The organism is Asaia prunellae JCM 25354 (genome assembly GCF_000613885.1).
Classification (GTDB): Bacteria; Pseudomonadota; Alphaproteobacteria; order Acetobacterales; family Acetobacteraceae; genus Asaia; species Asaia prunellae.
Genome location: NZ_BAJV01000003.1, coordinates 215,205 through 234,804 on the forward strand (window position 1 = coordinate 215,205; position 19,600 = coordinate 234,804).

Annotated in this window: 19 protein-coding genes and 1 pseudogene; 7 read left to right on the plus strand and 13 right to left on the minus strand. The window is 56.5% G+C overall.

Translation table 11 applies throughout. The features are described 5' to 3' along the window. Positions 1–52 precede the first annotated feature (52 nt). The 5 genes from JCM25354_RS03940 to pspA all read right to left on the minus strand — a co-directional run bounded on the left by JCM25354_RS03940 (position 53) and on the right by pspA (position 4,996). Complete coding sequence (locus JCM25354_RS03940) at positions 53–1,456, minus strand: DUF4097 family beta strand repeat-containing protein (protein ID WP_148301366.1); 1,404 nt, start codon at positions 1,454–1,456, stop codon at positions 53–55. 61 nt (positions 1,457–1,517) lie between these two features. Continuing rightward, positions 1,518–2,711, minus strand: a complete 1,194-nt coding sequence (locus tag JCM25354_RS03945) for a DUF4097 family beta strand repeat-containing protein (RefSeq protein WP_025885044.1) — start codon at positions 2,709–2,711, stop codon at positions 1,518–1,520. Beyond that, entirely contained in the window at positions 2,708–4,027 is a 1,320-nt protein-coding gene (locus JCM25354_RS16465; protein WP_025885045.1) for a hypothetical protein, read from the minus strand. Before JCM25354_RS16465 ends, JCM25354_RS03945 begins: the two co-directional genes overlap by 4 nt. Next, complete coding sequence (gene pspB, locus JCM25354_RS03955; RefSeq protein WP_025885046.1) at positions 4,024–4,269, minus strand: envelope stress response membrane protein PspB; 246 nt, start codon at positions 4,267–4,269, stop codon at positions 4,024–4,026. The genes JCM25354_RS16465 and pspB overlap by 4 nt, the downstream gene beginning before the upstream one ends. A gap of 40 nt (positions 4,270–4,309) precedes the next feature. Beyond that, the gene (gene pspA, locus JCM25354_RS03960) at positions 4,310–4,996 is read right to left on the minus strand and encodes a phage shock protein PspA (RefSeq protein WP_025885047.1); all 687 of its coding nucleotides are present in this window, start codon (positions 4,994–4,996) and stop codon (positions 4,310–4,312) included. 134 nt (positions 4,997–5,130) lie between these two features. On the opposite strand from pspA, the gene pspF reads away from it, so the two are divergent. Both pspF and JCM25354_RS03970 read left to right on the plus strand, forming a co-directional pair. Then, on the plus strand, positions 5,131–6,237 hold the full coding sequence (pspF, locus tag JCM25354_RS03965; protein ID WP_025885048.1) for a phage shock protein operon transcriptional activator: 1,107 nt from the start codon (positions 5,131–5,133) through the stop codon (positions 6,235–6,237). Between the two features lie 386 nt (positions 6,238–6,623). Beyond that, entirely contained in the window at positions 6,624–7,913 is a 1,290-nt protein-coding gene (locus tag JCM25354_RS03970; RefSeq protein ID WP_025885049.1) for a DEAD/DEAH box helicase, read from the plus strand. A gap of 132 nt (positions 7,914–8,045) precedes the next feature. On the opposite strand, the pseudogene JCM25354_RS16470 reads toward JCM25354_RS03970, so the two are convergent. Continuing rightward, positions 8,046–9,370, minus strand: a pseudogene (locus JCM25354_RS16470) (UDP-glucose dehydrogenase family protein). A gap of 102 nt (positions 9,371–9,472) precedes the next feature. Beyond that, complete coding sequence (locus JCM25354_RS03980) at positions 9,473–9,880, minus strand: hypothetical protein (RefSeq protein WP_025885050.1); 408 nt, start codon at positions 9,878–9,880, stop codon at positions 9,473–9,475. 640 nt (positions 9,881–10,520) lie between these two features. Here JCM25354_RS03980 and JCM25354_RS16480 point away from each other — a divergent pair. Together JCM25354_RS16480 and JCM25354_RS22120 are read left to right on the plus strand one after the other, a co-directional pair. Next, entirely contained in the window at positions 10,521–11,477 is a 957-nt protein-coding gene (locus JCM25354_RS16480; protein WP_243443876.1) for an MFS transporter, read from the plus strand. Next, positions 11,438–11,818, plus strand: coding sequence for an MFS transporter (locus JCM25354_RS22120; protein WP_243443877.1), 381 nt, complete (start codon positions 11,438–11,440; stop codon positions 11,816–11,818). Before JCM25354_RS16480 ends, JCM25354_RS22120 begins: the two co-directional genes overlap by 40 nt. 50 nt (positions 11,819–11,868) lie before the next feature. Here the strand turns inward: JCM25354_RS22120 and aroE are convergent, their stop codons facing one another. The 4 genes from aroE to JCM25354_RS04000 form a co-directional block, all read right to left on the minus strand. Further along, positions 11,869–12,726: a shikimate dehydrogenase gene (gene aroE, locus JCM25354_RS03990; protein ID WP_025885051.1), complete on the minus strand. Its 858-nt coding sequence runs from the start codon at positions 12,724–12,726 to the stop codon at positions 11,869–11,871. A gap of 95 nt (positions 12,727–12,821) precedes the next feature. Continuing rightward, complete coding sequence (locus tag JCM25354_RS22125) at positions 12,822–13,223, minus strand: substrate-binding domain-containing protein (protein WP_369345722.1); 402 nt, start codon at positions 13,221–13,223, stop codon at positions 12,822–12,824. Continuing rightward, a complete protein-coding gene (locus tag JCM25354_RS16485) occupies positions 13,157–13,840 on the minus strand; it encodes a LacI family DNA-binding transcriptional regulator (RefSeq protein WP_243443878.1) in 684 nt (227 codons plus the stop codon). The genes JCM25354_RS22125 and JCM25354_RS16485 overlap by 67 nt, the downstream gene beginning before the upstream one ends. 57 nt (positions 13,841–13,897) lie before the next feature. Beyond that, positions 13,898–14,401: a cupin domain-containing protein gene (locus tag JCM25354_RS04000; protein WP_243443879.1), complete on the minus strand. Its 504-nt coding sequence runs from the start codon at positions 14,399–14,401 to the stop codon at positions 13,898–13,900. A gap of 118 nt (positions 14,402–14,519) precedes the next feature. On the opposite strand from JCM25354_RS04000, the gene JCM25354_RS16490 reads away from it, so the two are divergent. Then, entirely contained in the window at positions 14,520–15,431 is a 912-nt protein-coding gene (locus JCM25354_RS16490; protein WP_051537200.1) for an alpha/beta hydrolase, read from the plus strand. A 127-nt stretch (positions 15,432–15,558) separates the two neighbouring features. Here JCM25354_RS16490 and JCM25354_RS04015 read toward each other — a convergent pair whose 3' ends face one another. After that, positions 15,559–16,320, minus strand: coding sequence for an SDR family oxidoreductase (locus JCM25354_RS04015; protein WP_025885054.1), 762 nt, complete (start codon positions 16,318–16,320; stop codon positions 15,559–15,561). Further along, a complete protein-coding gene (locus JCM25354_RS04020; protein ID WP_159103440.1) occupies positions 16,317–16,781 on the minus strand; it encodes a heme-binding protein in 465 nt (154 codons plus the stop codon). The genes JCM25354_RS04015 and JCM25354_RS04020 overlap by 4 nt, the downstream gene beginning before the upstream one ends. Before the next feature lie 126 nt (positions 16,782–16,907). Between JCM25354_RS04020 and JCM25354_RS19865 the strand changes: the two genes are divergently transcribed. Continuing rightward, positions 16,908–17,849: an AraC family transcriptional regulator gene (locus JCM25354_RS19865; RefSeq protein WP_025885056.1), complete on the plus strand. Its 942-nt coding sequence runs from the start codon at positions 16,908–16,910 to the stop codon at positions 17,847–17,849. Between the two features lie 122 nt (positions 17,850–17,971). After that, positions 17,972–19,414 (plus strand): MocR-like pyridoxine biosynthesis transcription factor PdxR, encoded by a 1,443-nt coding sequence (gene pdxR, locus JCM25354_RS04030; RefSeq protein ID WP_025885057.1) that lies wholly within the window; start codon positions 17,972–17,974, stop codon positions 19,412–19,414. The last annotated feature ends 186 nt before the right edge of the window (positions 19,415–19,600 follow it).

A 19,600-nucleotide genomic window follows, 5' to 3' on the forward strand; every position in this document is an offset into this window, starting at 1 on the left:
GACTGGGGCTTCACGTCAAAGCCATCGTCCGGTCAGGAAGGAGCGGAAGGCGTCAGTCGCTATGGCGGTTCAGATCGCGAAACTGCGTATGAAGATGGAAGTCTCGCGAGGTGACGCAGGCTTCAGCCGCACTTACCCTTTTGTCGAGTTTCTGCAGACGTTGTGTCAGGTCCAGAAGCTGGGGCAGTTGTGTTTCCGGCATGGGGACGCTGACGCGAGCCATCAGGGATTGCAGGAAAGGTTCCAGCCGCTTTGCGAGAGCCGGGTTGGTCCTGTGAAGCAATGGTATCAGTCTCGGGATAATACGGCGGCGCAGCAGGACGATGGCCAGTACGATGAGAACGATTGTACCGGACGTGAAACCGCCACCGTCAGAGGATGCCTCAATGGTTATGGTGGTCTTGGGGGGCTTGTGCGCGGTGTGCTCCGTATCCGGGATCTGGGCTGTGCTGCCTGGCGGAGCTGGTGGTTCAGGTGGTCTGGGAGGCGCTGGCGGTGTGGGTGGGACGTTGCTGCCGGTATGGTGCAACGCGTCAAAATCGATCACCGTGCCATCAGCCCTGATCATGCGATGGGCATTGATACGGGTTCCGTCTGGCAGGCTTATGTCGCCTTTCCGGCTGCTGGTATCCCCATCTGCGTGCCGGGTCTGGTCAGATACGGCTGTGGCAGGGCCATGCTCTGCTTTCTGTGTGATTTCTATCGTGCCGCTGCCGCTGGAGTGGATGTGTTCATCCTCCAGAACCTGATGCACACGAATATCACCTGATGCGTTGCTCCGGAGCACGGCCTTGCGCGCGATGCCGTCGAAAAGGGCGTCACCGGGGCCAGAAAGGCTGATTGCCAGCTGATCTATCGTGCCACCGCGTATTACAACGTCGCCCGGCCCGGTTGTGCCGATCACCAGAAAAGGCGCGGTTATCGCATTAATATGGACGTCGCCCGGTCCGGCAGTGGCAATGATTGAAGGCCCACCCAGAGTGTCCAGAGCCAGATCGCCAGGCCCGTCGCCGCGATAAAGAAGGGCACTCGCCCTGTCGACAAGAATGTCGCCGCGTCCCTGACGGAGTGAAAGCGGGCCCCCGACCTCTTTAACAACCAGCTCGTCATAATTCATGGAGGTCGAAACGATGGCGGCCCCTTGTATGAGCTGAATGGTTACATCTTCAGGGCAGGCACTCCCTGTCAGCCAGGCCTCATGCGTATCGGCACGAAAGGAGAGTCCCGCTGGAACATCCTGCATGTCGGCATGGTTTTTGAGGTCGGGGACACCTTGTATGTGAATACTGGCGGCGCAGCTGGTTTCGACATGCAGTGTATAGGGGGCTGCAGCAAGTACAGTCTCTGGCGTGGCAGAGGCGACAGTTTCTGTCGGGCTGCCTTGTGCCAGGCCAGCTCTCGGGAGCAGGGCTACGACCAGAACAAGAGGAAAAACACCCAGGCTGAACCGGCTCATGTCGTTTTCCCTTCTTTTGTTTTTTCTGGTTCCCGCGGGATCGGCGCTTTCGTCATGCGTTTCACCCGACGCGGCGGCTGAGAGCATTCAGCTCGCGATGCAGGTGAAAATCACGAGAGGTTACACAATGCTCCACCTCTCCCACGCGCTTTTCCAGTTTCCTGAGGCGTTCGGTCAGATCCATGATCTGAGACTGATTGTCTCCGGGGGCGTTTCCCGGGGCAGTGGCAGGGCCAAAAGGTCGTGTGATACCTGAAACATAAGGCGCAAGCCTGCGACGCAGGACGAAAAAGAGGATTGCGCATAAAAGCAGAAACCAGCGGAAGATGTGGCTGCGGCGGTGAGGCCTTTCAGACGCATCGGTTGTCTCGTCGTTGTCGGACTGGGTGTCGTCGAAAGCAATTACGGTGCCATCAGGTTTGACGAGATTATGCGCCGTAATAACCGTTCCATCGGGCAGGGTGAGAAGCGAAGGGGCGGTTTCATGTCTTGGATGTGGTTTTGTCTCGTGGCTTATGGTGATCGAGCCTGAACGCAAGGCCTGCTTTCGAACCCTGCCTGTTACTTCCTCAATCACGATATTGCCGAAGCTGTCCGCTTCGAGTGTTGCCGTCTGCGCAATGCCGCCAAACGAGAAATTGCCTGAGCTGTGGATACGGGCCTCAAGGTCCCCGATTCTGCCATTGGACAGGGTAATATTGCCAAATCCGGTCGAGGACGCCGTCAGGCGCGGGGCATCGACGCGGCCTATTGCGACATTCCCGCTGCTACCAAGTATCAGTGACGCAGGGCCATTGAGCCAGCCGAGCTTGAGAGAGCCAAAACCTTTCTCATCAAGAACAAGAGCGGTTGCCTGATCGACGGTGACATCGCTGCTGCTCCGCTGGGTCAGGGAGAGCGGACCGTTGATGCCTGAGAGATGCAGTGAGCTGAAACGCGCCATGGTGGCAATGATGGCTGTTCCGGGTTGTACATGCAGATGGGCGTTGGCGTCGCAACTCTGACCTTCGAGGCGGGCGGTCTTGCCTTCTGTGGTAAAGGAAAGTCCGGCCTGCGTCTGGCTGTCCTCCTGTACCAGGACCGCGCCTTCCTGTCCCTGAACGCCATCGACTGTGATGCTCGAAGCGCAGGGCGCATTGAGTATCAGGGTGAAGGGTGCCGCTTTCAGAGCCGCCTGAGGCGTGTCCGGGCTGGCGAGAGCGAGTGTCGGCAGTGTGCTGATGACGAGCGTGAGGCTCAGGCTTAGCCGTATCACCTTGCCGGATCTCCCTTTGCCGCCTGAGGCGGAACGGTAATCACTGTCTGCGCAGAAGAGGCATTAGGCTGCATTTTCTCTGCCGTGGGCGTGTTCTGTATCGTAGGAATATTCACGGCAGCGGTGTTCTTCCGCGCAGGCGCGCCAGCCGATGGCTGTTCGTTTGGTGTGGTCGGTGCCGCTGGAGCCGGATTTGAAGAGGGTCCGTTCTGCGTCGATCCGTACTGGGGTGACGGTGTCGGATTGGTAATCGCAGATGCAGCAGGTGCTGGAGCGAAGGACTGTCCTTGACCCGGTGTCGAAGGGGGCTCCGGGACAGCCGGGGCGGATGATGCGGCAGGCACCTGTTGTTTCGCGTCGGTCTCCGGGATGGTAGGCGACGTTACTGTCGGCTTGACGGATGCCGAAGGGGGGACCGGCGCAGCGGGTGCCTGCGTCAGTGCAGGCGGGGACTGGCCTGTTTGTAGCTGTGCATCCGCAGATCGGGGCGGCGACGCTGGTTGAGTCGCGGTCGGAGGGGGTGAAACGGGCGTTTGTGCGCCAGCCGGGACTGGTCCGACCTGTACGGTGCCGGTGCGCGTCAATACACCGCTGACTGTCGGGATTGCGACAAGCCCCGTACCGCTGGCCGAGACCGTTGCCGTATTGACTGTTCCGCCAAGACGGACGCTTGCAGCGTTTTCGACCATGAGGGTGAGGACGTCAAAGCGTCCATCGGTTACGGCAAGGTGACTGGTTTCAGAAAGCTGGGCTGAAAACGCATCGAGATCGGCATGATCAACAACGAGTCCCGAAGCGCCTGTTTCAACGACCTGAGCGGCGCGGTTGAGATGGGCGATATGTACCTGTTCGGTACCACGGAGGCTGAGATCAAGCGACTGGATAGTGTCTGCATCAAGTTGTCCGGCTTCAAGACTGGCTTCAAGTGAGGCCAGTGTACCGTTGATCACGATATGCGTGTCGTGGCTGTCATGAATCAGAACGCCAACACTGGGTGCGATCAGAATAGAGACTTTTGCTGCAGGGGCGCAGCTCTTGCTCGTGATCAGGACCTTGGATGATCCCTGTGTCTTGCCTGTGCGCACGGTGAGATGCGCCCCTCCCGTCGAGGAGCTGTCAACCGATACGCCATCGCTCATGGCCGGATCGACCGTAATCTCGAAGCGCCCGAGACAGGGCACGCTGAGATCGAGATCCTCGGCATCCACAACCTGCGGTGCGGCGTAAACCGGTGCGGCAATGGTGAGGCCCGAAAAGAGCAGTGTCGCCAGAGCGATCCGACGCGGAGGACGTGTGAACAGGCTGGCTAACATCATGAGGAGCTCCGCGTTCTCCATCCCGGGACGTCTTCATCGAGAATCCGTTCCAGCTGGTCCACGCGTTCCTCAAGCCGACGAGCCTGCACGTGGGCCATGTTGAGTGCTGCCAGATCGGATTCCTGCAGTTTGCTGGCCGTCATGCGCGAGCGGGCACGTATTGTCGTAATATACATGATGGTCACGAAGAACAGGACGACAGCCGCAAGGCCAACCAGATCAATACTCGAACCATGATTCATGACCGGTCACCCCTGCTTTCAACGCGTTTCATGGTTTTATTCATCCTTGGCGGTTTCTGATCTTGGCGCGAAGGGCTTCAAGCTCGTTCTCAACGGCCACATCTGTCTCAAGCCCTGCCAGTTCTTCCTGCAGGCTCGGTTTGCGCGTAGCACCCGCACCGCGGCCAAGTTCGTAGGATTCAGCTTTCCCCTCGAGCGCGTCAAGCGCACGCTCAACCTGTTCGAAACGGTTGAAGGCATTTTCGACGCGTGTGTCGTAAAGTCGCTCGCGCGTCTTGATGCGGTTGGTCGCGGCCTTGTGACGCAGGGAAAGGGATTTCTCGCGTGATTTCGCATCGGCCAGCTTGGCTTGCAGTTTGCCTATATCGTCATGCTGCTGATCGAGGCTCTCATTCACCTGCGCGATCTGCTGCTCAAGCGTCTTGCGTGACTGTTCGACGGTTGCCCTGGCAGCGAGCGCGCCCTTGGCCAGATCCTCACGATCGCGGGTAAGGGCAAGCTCGGCCTTGCGCAGCCATTCATCCTCTTCCTGCACCATGACGCGAGCGCGGCGCTCCAGCCCCTTGCGCTCGGCGATCATGCTTACGGCCTGGCTGCGTACCTCGACCAGTGTGTCTTCCATTTCCTGGATGATGAGCCGAATCATCTTTTCCGGGTCTTCAGCGCTGGCCAGTATGGAATTGAGGTTGGAATTCACGATATCCGCAAGGCGGGAAAAGATACCCATTGTGATGCTCTTTCTTTGCTGAAACGATTTTAACAGGAAATGATCGCAGGAGAACACCAGCTTCTCTTGTCAGCGACGCAATACGGGAAGAAACATGGTGCTCCCGAGGCGTGAGATGCGAGACAGGCCATAAAATGGCACGATCCCCCAGAAGTGAAGAAAACCCGACACCGATCGGACAGTCTCCTGCCTTTCTGGAGATGCTCGATCATATTTCGCGTCTGGCTCCGCTTGATCGGCCGGCCCTGATCATCGGCGAGCGTGGAACGGGCAAGGAACTTGTGGCCGCCCGTCTGGCGCTTCTCTCGCCGCGTTGGGACAAGCCGGTTATCAAGCTCAATTGCGCGGCTCTGCCGGACAGTCTTCTCGACAGCGAACTGTTTGGTCATGAGGCAGGTGCCTTTACAGGCGCGCAGCGCCGCAGGCTTTCGCGCTTCGAGCAGGCCCATGGTGGAACGCTTTTTCTTGACGAGATTGCCTCGGCCTCCATGGCCGTTCAGGAAAAGCTTTTGCGCGTGATCGAATATGGCAGCTTCGAGCGCGTTGGCGGCAATGAGACCATCCATGTCGATGTCCGTATCATCGGTGCTACCAATGCCGATCTGCCCGATATGGCGCGCAAAGGCGATTTCCGTGCCGATCTGCTTGATCGTCTTGCTTTTGATGTAGTGATGCTGCCGCCTCTCCGTGCCCGTCATGAGGATATCCTGATCCTGTGCGAGCATTTCGCGACCCGTATGACAGCAGGCCTTGGCCGCAAAGTGTTCGCCGGGTTCTCCGACCGCGCGCGTGACCGTCTCATGCGTTATGAATGGCCCGGCAATGTGCGCGAGTTGCGCAATGTCGTTGAGCGCAGTGTCTACCGCATGGAGCGGCCCGAAAAACCGCTCGACGACATCGTGTTCGACCCGTTCCGGAATGGTCCCGACTGGCTGCGACCGCTCGTGGCCCCCGAGCCTGAACGTGCTGCGCTGCCTGCGCGTGAAGCTCCATCCTCTCAGGTCGCGCCCGGTGCCCTGTCTAGTGTTCCGCCTGAAACCCTGCCCGCAGGTTTCAATTTTACCGAGGTCACGCGCGCCTATGAGCGAAGTCTGCTCGAAATGGCTCTGCGCGACACCCGCTTCAACCAGAAGCAGGCGGCTGAAGCTCTCGGTCTGACCTATTATCAGTTCCGGCATTTGCTGCGGCAACACGGCCTTGCCGATCGCAATGCGCGAAGGGCGGTTGATCTGCAAGGCTGAGAAAGGCGAAAGGCTGTGCATGAGCACTATCGTGCAAAAACCGTGCCAAACCCTGGCAGTAAAGAAAGGTAGCCTCTCCCTCACACCCAATATGGCGCTTATTCATAAAAAATGGAAAAATACGCCAATCTGTAATAGTTGGGGCGCCTGTTCCGTTTCCATATCTTTGCCCCTGAAATCCAGCTGGCTTTTTTGCTCTGAGAAAGGCCCCGTCGGCGCTTGTTGTGTTTCCCCAGAGCATTTTTGTGGTCACAATGAATCGCTATCAGGGCACGCGTTTGTGTTCACGTTGACGTGAAATCAATTCGCCCCCAAAAGGGCATTCCCACAGTCTGAATGCCCGCCAAGGCGCAACCAGTTTTATGCGCCGGAGGCGCTCTTTTATCATGACCATGACATTTGACGACCTTGCTTTGGCGCCTGCTGTTCTCAAGGCTCTTGCCGAGGCTGGCTACAAGGCACCTACGCCAATCCAGGCACAATCAATCCCTCTGCTGTTGCAGGGTCGCGATCTGCTGGGAATGGCTCAGACGGGTACAGGCAAGACGGCTTCTTTTGCGCTGCCCCTCCTTCATCGTCTGGCGGCTGATCCACGCCCTGCACCGAAGAATGGTGCCCGCGTGCTTGTTCTGGCGCCGACGCGCGAACTCGTCAGCCAGATTGCTGACGGGTTCGAGGCATTTGGCCGTTATCTGAACTTCAGCGTTACCACGATTTTCGGCGGCGTCAGCCAGTTTCATCAGGTCAATGCGCTGAAAGAAGGTGTTGATATTATCGTTGCTGCGCCGGGCCGTCTGCTGGATCTGGTTGAGCAGGGGCTCTGCGACTTGTCGACCCTCGAGGCATTGGTGCTGGATGAGGCCGACCAGATGCTCGACATGGGGTTTGCCAAGCCTATCGAGCAGATTGTCGCTGCTACGCCGACTGAACGGCACACGATCCTTTTTTCGGCGACCATGCCGAAATCGATTGCTGCTCTTGTCGACAGTCTTTTGCGTGATCCGGCAAAGGTGGAAATCGCACCGCCTTCCACAACGGTTGATCGCATCGAGCAGACGGTCATGTTCCTTGATGCAGAGCACAAGAAGGCGGCTCTGCTGTCGCTTCTGAGTGCGCCCGATGTCGGGCAGGCCGTGGTGTTCACGCTACAGAAGAACATTGCCAACGAGGTCTGCTCTCACATCACCGAAGCAGGCATCACTGCCGAGGCCCTGCATGGCAACAAGTCGCAAGGTCAGCGCGAGCGCGCGCTCGAAGCATTCCGCGAGGGCCGTGCACGCGTTCTGGTTGCTACGGATATTGCTGCGCGTGGTATCGACGTCGATACAGTGACCCATGTGGTCAACCATGATCTGCCCAGCCTGCCTGAAGCCTATGTTCATCGTATTGGCCGTACAGGTCGCGCAGGACGGAGCGGTCGGGCCATCACCCTGTGCGATGCCGAGCAGCGCGCCTGGCTGCATGATGTAGAGCGCACGATCGGCCGTGCACTGACCGTGCATGAAAATCATGAATGGCATTGCGAGAAGGCGCGTCATTCTACGGCACGTGCGCCTGTCCTGGGTGGTGGACCGGTCAAGCAGATCAAGGTGCCCAAAATACGTGAGCGTAAGGTCTGGACCGAGGAGGAAAAGGCCGCTGCCCGCGCTGCTGCCACGGCAAACCGCGCGAACTGAGCCATTCTGTCCCGGCACCAGCCGAAAGCTGTTCGCCCAATTGGGCAGGACAACAAGAGCTGGTGCAACGGTGATTATCTGGACGTGGTAGGGCCGATATCTCAGGCCCTACCGGTGCTTACCCCGGAATCCTCAGGGACGCCCGATTGAGCGGTAGGTAAAGCCAGCTGTGCGCAAGGCAGCAGGATCCCAGATATTGCGGAAATCGGCGATGACAGAGCCGCGCATGGCTGATTTCAGTTTATCGGGCGCAATGGCACGGAATTCGTTCCATTCCGTCAATATAACCAGCGCGTCCGCCCCTGTGGCGGCTTCCTGAGCAGAGCCTGTATAGATCACGCTTTCGGGCAGAAGCGGACGAGCCGCTTTCATGCCCTCAGGGTCAAAGGCGCGGATTATGGCGCCTTCCTCAACCAGACGATGAATCAGTGGAAGCGAGGAGGCCTCGCGCATATCATCGGTATCGGGTTTGAATGTCAGACCCAGAATGGCGATGGTCTTGCCCCGAACCGAGCTCTCGCAGAGAGCGATCACGCGTTCGGCCATGGCGGACTTGCGGGCTTCGTTGATGGCAACCGTTGCCTCGACCAGAAGGGAAGGACTGCCTGCATCACGGGCAATGGCAGTCAGGGCACGTGTATCCTTGGGGAAGCACGAGCCGCCATAGCCCGGTCCGGCATGCAGGAATTTGCGGCCGATACGCTGATCCAGTCCCATGCCGCGCGCCACATCATGGATATTGCCACCCACTTTCTCGCAAAGATCCGCCATTTCGTTGATGAAGGTTACTTTCATCGCCAGAAAAGCATTGGCGGCATATTTGGTCAGTTCTGCTGTCTCGAGCCCTGTCATGACAATGGGGGTCTCGATGAGATAGAGCGGGCGATAGAGCTGGTGCATCAGGCGCGGGCCTGGGCGCCGCCATCGGCGGCGGTATCGTCAATGCCGATGATCACGCGGTCAGGACGCATAAAGTCGCCAATCGCATTGCCTTCACGGAGGAATTCCGGGTTTGATGCCACACCAAAAGAGAGATCGGGACGTTCTTCGCGCAGAATTCGCGCTACTTCGCGACCGGTGCCAACGGGCACCGTCGATTTTGTGACCACCAGAAGATTTTTGCGGGCATGGCGGGCAATCTGACGGGTTGCTTCATAGACATAGGTCAGATCGGCATGACCATCGCCACGGCGTGTTGGTGTGCCTACGGCTATGAACACGGCATCGACATCATCAATCGCGCTTGCCAGCGCATCGGTAAAGCTCAGTCGTCCTGCCGTGACATTGGTTGAGACGATCTTGTCGAGACCAGGCTCGTAGATAGGGATCGACCCAGCCTTGAGCGCAGCGAGCTTGTCATGATCGGCCTCGACGATGACGACCTCGGTGCCGAATTCTGCAAAACAGGCGCCGGAAACCAGTCCGACATAACCGCCGCCAATCATCGCTATGCGCATGTAATCTTCAATCCTGTGCGAACTCTCTTCGTGCACGGCGTAGCCCAAACCGGGCGCGGGATAAAGCTTGCGGGATGTAAAGCGGATGAAGGTCTGTCTGGTTTACTGCGCATGCGCTGGGCCGGAACCTAATTGCTCTGGCAGATGCCAGACATCGAACATGATAAAATCAAAGCCGGTGCGCCTGTCGATCATCAGACTGACGAGGCCCGATGGAGAGTCGGGTGAGGGGAGAAACGCGAATCTCTGCACTGGTTTTGTTCTGGAGATAACAAGCGGAATGCGCTGCATGGCCGGCCGATGGTTTTTGATGAAAACAATGGCGTTGTCGGCACTGCGCTCAAGGCAGATATCGGCTGTTGTCGAGAGATGATCGCAACGCCTCTTTTCACTGTGATCATCGAATGCGGGATTGAAGGCCCTGCCGATCCCTCGATGCACTAATCCTTGCGGGCTGAGTTCGAGGACCTGCTGGTCGCGCGTGACAAACGTGCCAGCATTGATCGACACAATATCGGGAATGCAGGAGTCGAAATCGAGATGGAAGACGGGCCTGAATCTGAAGAACTCACGTGTGCTTTCCTAGTCGAAATATCCTTCAGCGTTACCGATAGTCAGTCGGGTACCGGACAGAACTTCTTGAGAATTGGTACAGTAGGGTAAATGATTGGCCCGTGCATGGCCCGACACTCCTGTAATAGCCATCATGATTGCCGCAATAGTGGGTGTGAATATTTTCATTATATAAAGCTTACTGAATAATTTTTTCAGATTCTAAAGTAAAATAATATAAAAATACATCCAACACATTGAGAAATTAACATAAGATTATAAATTTTCTAATATATGATTAAAACTGTGGGTGGCCGAGTTTTGAAATCCATAATGAGGCGCATCGATACTGACAGGCGTTCATATACGGTCGCGTTGTCGAGAGAGCTCTGTCATCGGGGGCGGGGTCCGACACGCTTGGCTGCGGAAAGAAGGCGTCACACAAACCCGTTATAAGCAGGTGCATGGAAGGTCAGGGCAAAAACGCCAGTTGCCTTTCGGGCAGGGGAGGAGGAGAAAGGATTTATATGTCTGACAGACACGACTCCCCCTGAGAAACCGGGCTCCGCTCTTTTCCGGGTGATGACCAGCGTGTGCCATGCGCGTTCGGCATGTTTCCGTGTCTCGATGGACAAGACTGATTGGACCTGGTTCTCTCGTGCTGACCTCTTCGCCTCATCCTGCCATACGGTTTTCGACCGGACAGATCATTCTGCTCGGACTTGTCAGTACTATCGGTCCGATTTCGACCGATATGTATCTGCCTGCTTTTCCCCAGCTTGAGCGCGATCTCGGGCAGGGGCCCGGCTCGGCACAGCTTACACTGGCAGCCTGGTTCATCGGCCTCGCGATCGGACAATTCTGTCTGGGGCCGCTTTCCGATCGTTTCGGACGACACAAGCCCATGGTGGTGGGGCTCGCCATTTATGTTCTGGCCACGATCGCACTGGCCACAACGACATCCTACTGGTCATTCTGTCTGTTGCGTCTGGTTGCTGCTCTGGGTGGCGCCATTACGAGTGTGATTCCGCGCGCCATTGTGCGTGATGTGGCAACCGGTCATGAGGCGGTAAGACTGATGTCCCAGCTGACCCTTGTTTTCGGGGTCGGTCCCATTCTGGCGCCAAGCCTGGGGAGTGTCTTTCTCGCATTCGGAAGCTGGCGACTGATTTTCTGGGCGGGTGCCGTGGCTGCTGCCCTTCTGGCAGGTCTCTGGCTGGTGGTCATGCCCGAGACACTGCCGGAAGAAAAACGCTACGCTTTACCCCCCATCGAAATCCTGCGGCGCTATATCAGTCTGGTGCGTGAGCCGGTTTTCATGTCTTCGGCCACACTTTCAAGTTTCAGTACGTTTGTGATGTTCGCCTATCTTTCCAATGCACCGCTTCTGTTCGAGCATCTGCTGGGCTTCACGCCACGCGCTTTGCAATCTTCTTCGGCATCAATGCGGGGGGGTTCATTCTGGCGACGCAGATCAACGGGCGTCTGTCGCATCGCTTCAAGTTCACCTCCGTCATGCAGGCAGGTCTTCTGGCCTGTCTGGTTTCCGGGCTGATTTTGCTGGCGGTCAGTGCGAGTCATATCGTCGGGCAGAATGACCCCTGGCCGCTCTGTGCGCTTATTATCACCACCACTTTCACTCTTGGTTTCATTGGTCCGAATGCAAATGTGCTGGCGCTTACCCATCACGGCCATCAGGCAGGAGCGGCTTCCGCTCTGCTTGGTACAATGGCTTTTGCCATTGGTGGGTCAAGCGGCATTCTCATGGCGTTGCTCCCGCCGACAAAGCTGAGTTCGACCGCCTTTGGCATGCTTGCCGGTATTCTCGGTATGGTACTGTGCAATTTCTGGCGTCGTGCTGCCGAGAAACGCGAGATGCCGCATCGTGACATGTAGGAACAGGGCGCCAGCCCGAACCTGGCTGGCGCCCTGTTATGGTCATGCGGTCAGTCCTGCACACCAAAGATATCAGCGAGAGTTTTTTCCATGATCTCGGCGGAAAGCGTGGCGCCTACCACCAGTTCGGCCCCGATGATGCCTTGATTGACCAGCATGCCAAGCCCATCGAGTGTTTTGCACCCTTGCGCCTTTGCCTCGCGCAACAGTTTCGTCATGGGTGGGTTGGGAATGACATCGGCGACGATGGTGGCATTACCCAATGAGTCAGTCTCGATCGGGGGGAGGGCATCCCGGTTGCCGAGTCCGATTGATGTCGCGTTGATAAGGATGTCAGTTCCCTCGGGGATATGGAGTCCTTCAGGCCATGCCTGGGCATCCGCGCTGCATCGGGTATTTTTTGCCAGGAGATCGGCAATAGCCTGTGCCTTTTCGATGCTGCGATTGGCAATGGTGATGTGGCGTGCGCCTGCAAGGGCAAGCTCGACCGCAATGGCACGGGCGGCGCCACCGGCACCAAGAAGGAAAACAGTCTTATCCTTCGGGTCGGTCAGCTTGCGTAGCGAGGCAAGAAAACCTTTGCCGTCGGTATTATTGCCGGTCAGCTTGCCGTCGCGAATCTGAACGCAATTGACTGCGCCGATTATCCTCGCGGATTCAGCCAGGTCGTCGAGATGCTCAATAACAGCGATTTTATGCGGTATTGAGCAATTGAAACCGGCCCATTCCATGGCCTTTGCGCCTGCGATGGCATCGGCGAGATGGGCAGGTTTGACGTCGCAATTGATATAGCGGGCGTCAATTCCGGCCTTTGCATAACCGGCTTCCATCATCACGACCGTTGGATTTTCAGCGCAGGGTGTCGAGAACGATCCTGTCAGTATGGAGCGGAAAGAACGATCTGTCATACGGGGCCTCCAAGGTGCACAAGCACGATCCCTTGATGTTGCATTGCTATGCAACAAAGAGTCGGAGCAGACAATGGTTGCGTTCCGGTCCTGTTTCAGGCCGAAGGACGTGTCGGTTTTTCCGTACTGCGCCTGAGGACCAGGCTCGCCTCGATCATGATGGTTTCTGACGGCAGCTCATCGGGACAAGCGAAGGCACGACCCAGTATGTCCAGTGCTGCTGCTGCCATGGCATCAGAACGCTGGTCGAAACTGCTGAGCTGATAGGCCTGCCAGGCAGATTGCGGAATATTGTCATATCCGATCACCATCACATCCTCAGGGCAGGAGAGGCCATCGTTCTCACCTAGGGCATCGAGTACGCCACACCCCATGAGATCATTACTGGAGAAAAGCCCATCGGGACGATGGCCCATCTGCAGGCTCTGTTTCATTGCCTGAAAACCGCTCTCATAGGTGTCGTCCCCTTCAAGGGTGGTGACATGCATGCCAGCCATGGCACAGCCTTCAATAAATCCTTCTCCCTGGCCCGGGATGCAGCGTTCTGGCTGGGGCCGGCGAGCCAGAACGGTCGCTGGACACCCCTTGTCACCATCATCTCTGCAACGCGGCGACCGGATTTCCGATTATTTGATTGTATGGACGAGATGCCAGGTCCTGTCATAACGGAATTGAAGGCGATGATCGGGATAGAAAGAGCAGAGAGTGCAGAAGCAGTCTCTTCCGAGCCGATGGCAAGCGCTGTTATCAGGGCATCGACACGATACCCGGCAAGCTGCCCCAATGCCGCATCAAGGGTTACAGAATCAACAACCTGAACAAGCAGGACCTGAAATCCGGCATCATGCAGGCCGGAGGACAGATGCTCCAGAGCCGTGCCGTAAAGCGGATTGCGCATTCCGCCGACAATGATGCCGATCATTCCCGAGCGCCCCGTCAGCATGATCGAGGGAATGCGGTTAGGGCGATAATTCAGGGCCTCGGCCGCCCGGAGAACGCGTTCCCGGGTGGCTGGCGCAATGCTCGCCGTTGCAGAAAACGCTCTGGAAACAGCCGATTGCGATACGCCTGCCAGACGGGCGACATCTATGGAAGTGATCACGCGCTTTGTCATGGCCTCATGATGCCATGACAAAGCGTGCGATGCGATCGCAGTCTTGGGCAGGAAAGTTCAGTAATAGCGGCAGGGTTTGTTGGGTTCAGGCGGGTTGGCAGACTGGATAACAAGAAGTGTCACCTCATCATCACCGACATTTCCGGCATCATGGCCTTTCTTGCCTGCGTAAGGACCGTCTTCCATAGGTCTGACGTTCTGGTCTTCGCCAAAAAGAATATCACCTGGCCCCATTTCCACACGCGTACCATCCATGGCGCGTACCCACCACCGTCCCTTGAGCGGGATGATCCATTGTGGCTTTGGATCAGGATGCCAGGCGCCGTTCCAGTGTCTGGGCTGGACTGTCATCATGAGTGTTGCTGTCTGTGGCGCCATGGGATTCTGCCATTGCGGCCCTGCAGGGGGCGACATGCTTTTGAGAAAGAAATTCGAGACAGGGCAGCGCGCTATATGGCTGACACCTTTATTATCGGTCCAGAGGTGCTGGTAGCTCCGCAAAGGTTTTTCAGGTTTTTTTTCGGCAGCATGGGACAGCGTGGCAATTGAGGAAAAAGCCATCAGAAATGAAAGAGGCCATAAATATTTCATTGAGCCGACTCTCGACAAACGGATTACGGAAGGTCACATCCGTCTGACTACGTCCCTGTTCGATAATCGTTCCGAGAGAGGCTGAGCCGTGATCAGATATGCTGCGATTATATTGGCCTGTGTCATCGTGGTTTATCTGTTTGCTGCGGGCTTTCTCTATATCCGGCAGGATCGTCTGGTTTTCCCCGCAGAAGCGACGCCGCTGGACGATCCTGCGGCGCTTATTCCCGGCGCTCGTATGGTGGTGCTGCATACAAGGGATAATCTGGACCTCAAGGCTTATTACCGTCCGCCTGCAGATCATGGACCTGTGTTGCTCTATCTTCACGGTAATGCCGGATCAATTGCCAGCCGTGCGCATCGCTTCGCCCTGATGGCTCAGGGTGAAACCGGTTTGCTGGCGGTCGAATATCGTGGTTATGCGGGTAATCCGGGGCAACCGAGCGAAGACGGCCTCGCTCTTGATGCAGAAGCCGCGATGAATTTCCTGCACGGACAGGATATCGCGCCGGGGCAGATCGTCCTTTACGGGGAATCACTGGGAACGAATGTTGCGGTGCGCACGGCGCTCGCATTTCCGGCGGCCGGGCTCGTACTCGACGCCCCCTATACAAGTATCGCCGATGTGGCTGCCTCACGTTATCCCTATATGCCGGTTCGCCTTCTTCTGCGAAACCGCTTCGATACGCTTGGGCGTATCGCGGGTCTGAAAATGCCGCTTCTTGTCATGCGTACCTTGCGCGATGGTACGGTACCTCCTACGCAAAGTCTGAGTGTCTTCAACTGCGCCCGAGCCCAAGCAGATATGGACAACCCAGCATGGTACGCATTCAACCCTGATCGAAAATGGCGGTCTGTCTGTGGTAATGGCGTTCATCGCAAAAATCACGACACCGGGAGCCCACTAGGCAGCTGTAATGACGGGATTCGACCCAGCTTTCCGAAAAGGGGCGCATACCAGAGAAAAGCTTTTCCCATCGTAAAAATGTCATCAGAGTAAGGACAGTTCTGGATGGCGGATGACCTGTCGCTTTCAGGCTTCAGAAGCGCGTAGCCTATGTCCTGCATGCCTGTATCTGCGACAGATATTTGGCCCCGATATGGCATCCGGGGCCAGAAACGTACCATTACCAGTTCCAGATGGCCTGTTCCTGTTCGCGAATATGCTGTTCCAGCTCGCGTGGCAGGATATTGCGGAACCGTGATCGGGGATCGAGCGTGATATCGGCCATGGTTTCGATATCCTGATCCTCCTTGTATTGCGGCATGTCAAAAGTGAGCTTGCTATGATCGAAGAGATCCCTGTCGCTCTGCCAGTAGCGTGGCCCCTCCATAATCAGATCGTTGAAGTTTGTCTGGTAAGGGCCGGGATTGATGGTGGCGATCGTGACATCCCGTTCGGCAAATTCCAGATGCATTGATTGCGCAACCGTTTCGAGTGCATGCTTCGACCCGCAATAGGCGCCAGCGAAGGGAACGGTAAGAATGCCTCCGATGGATGACATGAAGATCACCCGCGTAGCCCCGCTGTTTCTGCGGGCGTGGAGATATTCCCGCGTCAGGGCGACCGTCGCAAAGAAGTTGACCTCATATTGGTGGCGCAGCACATCATCAGGCATATCCGCCAGGGAGCCGCCCTGACCGATCCCGGCATTATTGACGAGAATGTCGAAATCTTCCCGTAAGATATGCGCCCGGTCACGAGGAGAAGTGATGTCGAGTTTTGAGACGTCGAGTGCCAGTCCCTGCGCCCGCGCTTCCTGACGCAAGACCCCGATCTGGGAGGTGATTTCAACTCCGGCATGCACGGCATGGCCGCGTCGGGCGAGTGAGAAAGCGAGCAGTCGTCCGAAGCCGGTGCCGGCGCCTGTAATCAGAATACTGGTCATGACGAGATCTCCGTGGAAGCGAGGGCCTGTGCAGCAGCTTGTGCAGCAAGATGATCAATCTCCGGCTTGTCACTCGACAAACCGATGAACAGTGTTTCTCCGGTTCTGCCGGGCGATACGATTCCGCCTGCGAGAAAACAGTAACGTATGTCCCTGATGGCCGCTGTAATCTGTGGCAGGTCGGAAAATGTCTGCGTGTCGCACTGGAAGGCGTGAGCAGTTACAGCCTTTGCGCGACTGAGCCCCTCGTTGCAGGGCAGGATTTCATGGCTCCTGAAAAACAGGATTTCCTGCCCCTGCTCATTGAGGATGCTGCAACAGAAACGATCCGTATAAACCTGATCGTGGCCATTGCCTTGTCGATCCGGCGATAAAGCGTTTGCATGATGAAGGTGCTCCCGTTTCGGGCGCCATGACTGGCTCTTCGATCCGGCAGTACGGATCGGCGGATTGCCTGTCATGTCGTCCTCTTGTGATGAGAACATCTTATCCATGAGGGCTGGAGCATATATCCGCTCTGATCCATATTTCCGGCTGAAAGCGCCGGTTATCGGCTTGTCTGCGCGGTAGAATGGAGCCTGGGATACATGGATCTTCTGGACAGGGTTCTGTCGTCGCTGAGAACTCAGGGCGAAGTCTGGGGGCGCATTACCCTGACGGGTCGTTATGGTCTGGCTTTTCCGGAACAGCATGCCGTCTTTATCGCCGTGATGGAGGGGCGTTGCTGGATCAATCAGGATGATGACCAGGATAGTGCGCGGAGTGACGGGCAACTGACTGCCTTGAATGAAGGAGATTTTCTCTTCTTTCCTGCACCATCCCGGTTTCATCTGCGCAGCGATACCGAAATTACTTTTACGACACCACTGACAGCGCGTCAGCTTGCTCAATGGGAAGAGGAAAGAGCCATTGAATATTGCGAAAATACTGGAGAACGGGTTTCTCTGGTCGTTGGGTGCTTCACGCTGTTAACAGCCGAGGCTCCTTTGCTTTTTCGTGAGTTGCCGCCGATCCTGCATGTGCCCTCACATCAGGCAGACAGTCTGTCCTGTCAGGTCAGGGCCATGATGCGTGACGAGATTGCGCGTGATGAGGCCGGCGCGACAAGTACGGTGGACCGGCTTGCAGAAATACTGATGATACGTACGCTCAGGCGTGCCGCAAGCGATCATGTCCGGCTTGGTTTAGGCTGGCTCAGAGCCATGGCCGATCCCAGAATTCACAAGGCGCTCAGAATCATGCACGCTGATCTGTCTGTCGTGCATACTGTGGCCCAGATTGCCCGGGCAGTCGGTATGTCACGATCGGCTTTTGCCGATCATTTCAGAAAGCAGGTTGGTGCTACTCCGCTGGAACATCTGATGACCTGGCGCATGGCCTTTGCTGCGGATCTGCTTCGAACTGATCGGAAAATGAAGATAGAAGCTGTTGCCTCACAGATCGGCTATTTGTCGGAACGTGCCTTTCGTGAGGCTTTTTCGAAAACCTATGGGTGCAGTCCTGACAAGTATCGCAAGGCAGGGCGATAAAACGAGGTAAGTCTGTGATCCTGGCGCAATATAGTCGATGGTTTGCCGATGAGATCGGGACTGGGTCATGCCAGGGGCAGGGTTCGCGCGCAGAGTGCGACTGAAAAGGGAGGCTGATCGTCTTGTCATTACGCCGTGAACTTACCCTCGAGCTGATCGGCGATCCGACACGACCGATTTTCCTTGATCTGGCGGAATCCCTTATACGTGAGATCCAGCGCGGACGCCTCAGGTCCGGACAGATCCTGCCGGGAACCCGGGCTCTTTCACGCACTCTTGGCCTGCATCGCAATACGGTCGATGCCGCCTATCACGAGTTGATCATGCAGGGTTGGCTGGTTGCCCATTCATCCCGCGGAACATTCGTGGCGGAAGATCTCCCGGACGTGATACGGGACGAAAGCAGATCTTTTCATTCCCCGATGCTCAATCCCCGACATGTAGCGCCTCCTTCTTGTCTCCTGACCATAACGGACGGGACACCGGACCCGCGCCTCATGCCGAGAGTGGAGCTGGCACGTGCCTTCAGAACAGTTCTGACCTCTCCACATTTCTTTTCCAGCAGCGGTTACGCCGATCCAAACGGTGCAACCATGCTGCGAGCAGCGCTTGCAGAAGAATTCCTGAATGCAAGAGGCCTCTCGGTTTCAGCGGATGACATTCTCATCACGCATGGCAGTCAGATGGGCCTGTTTCTGGCTGCATCAGCTGTGCTTTCTCCCGGTGACGGGATTGCGGTCGAGAATCCCGGTTATCCGTTCGCCTGGGCGAGCTTCCGTTCCGGGGGAGCCCGCATCATAGGCATTCCGGTGGATGAAGAAGGGCTTGATGTCGATCATCTGGCGCATGAGGTGCGGCAGGATCCCGGTATAAGGGCAGTCTATGTTACGCCCCATCACCAGTATCCCACTACCGTCACGCTCGGGGCCGGACGGCGTCTCAAACTGCTCGAACTGGCACGAAAGCACGATCTTCTGATCATTGAAGACGATTATGATCATGACTATCGTTTTGATAGTGCACCGGTTTTGCCACTTGCAGCCAGAGCTGGCTCCGACCAGAGGCTGATCCATATCGGGTCACTCTCCAAACTGACGATACCGGCCTTGCGGCTGGGTTATGTCATTGCGCCTCCGGATATTCTGAGTCGTATGACGGAGTTGCGCAAAGCAATCGATCGCCAGGGCGATGTGCCTCTGGAACAGGCTATGGCGCTGATGATCCGTAATGGTGTCCTTGGGCGCCATGCCCGCAAGGCAAGACGTATCTATGCCGAGCGGCGCGATTTTCTGCTGGAGGAGATCGGCAGCAGACTTGGAGATATAGTGACATTTACTGTCCCTGCGGGAGGGTTGGCAGTCTGGATGAGAACAGATACGCGTATAGATGCGGTTGCCTGGGCGGCAGCTGCAAGAGAAGCCGGCCTGCAGATAGAAACCGGCGATCGTTTCTTTATCGAATCCGGCGGTGATCCTAACTGTTTCAGATTCGGCTATGCGCATCTTGATATGCGCGAAATATCCAGAGCTGTGAGTATAATGGATAAGTCGAAACCATCGCATTAATGCAATAATCTATTTTTACAGAATTCTGATTACAGCAGCTGTCATCTTTTCTAAATGCAAGAGGCTGCGCGGATGATTGTTCAAAACCGGCCTAGTCATTTTCTCGAAACCGGATCTTTTTCAGGTCCGGTCTCTGTGATGCATTGCTCACGACTGAGATGGCAGAAGATATAGGGTATCATGAAG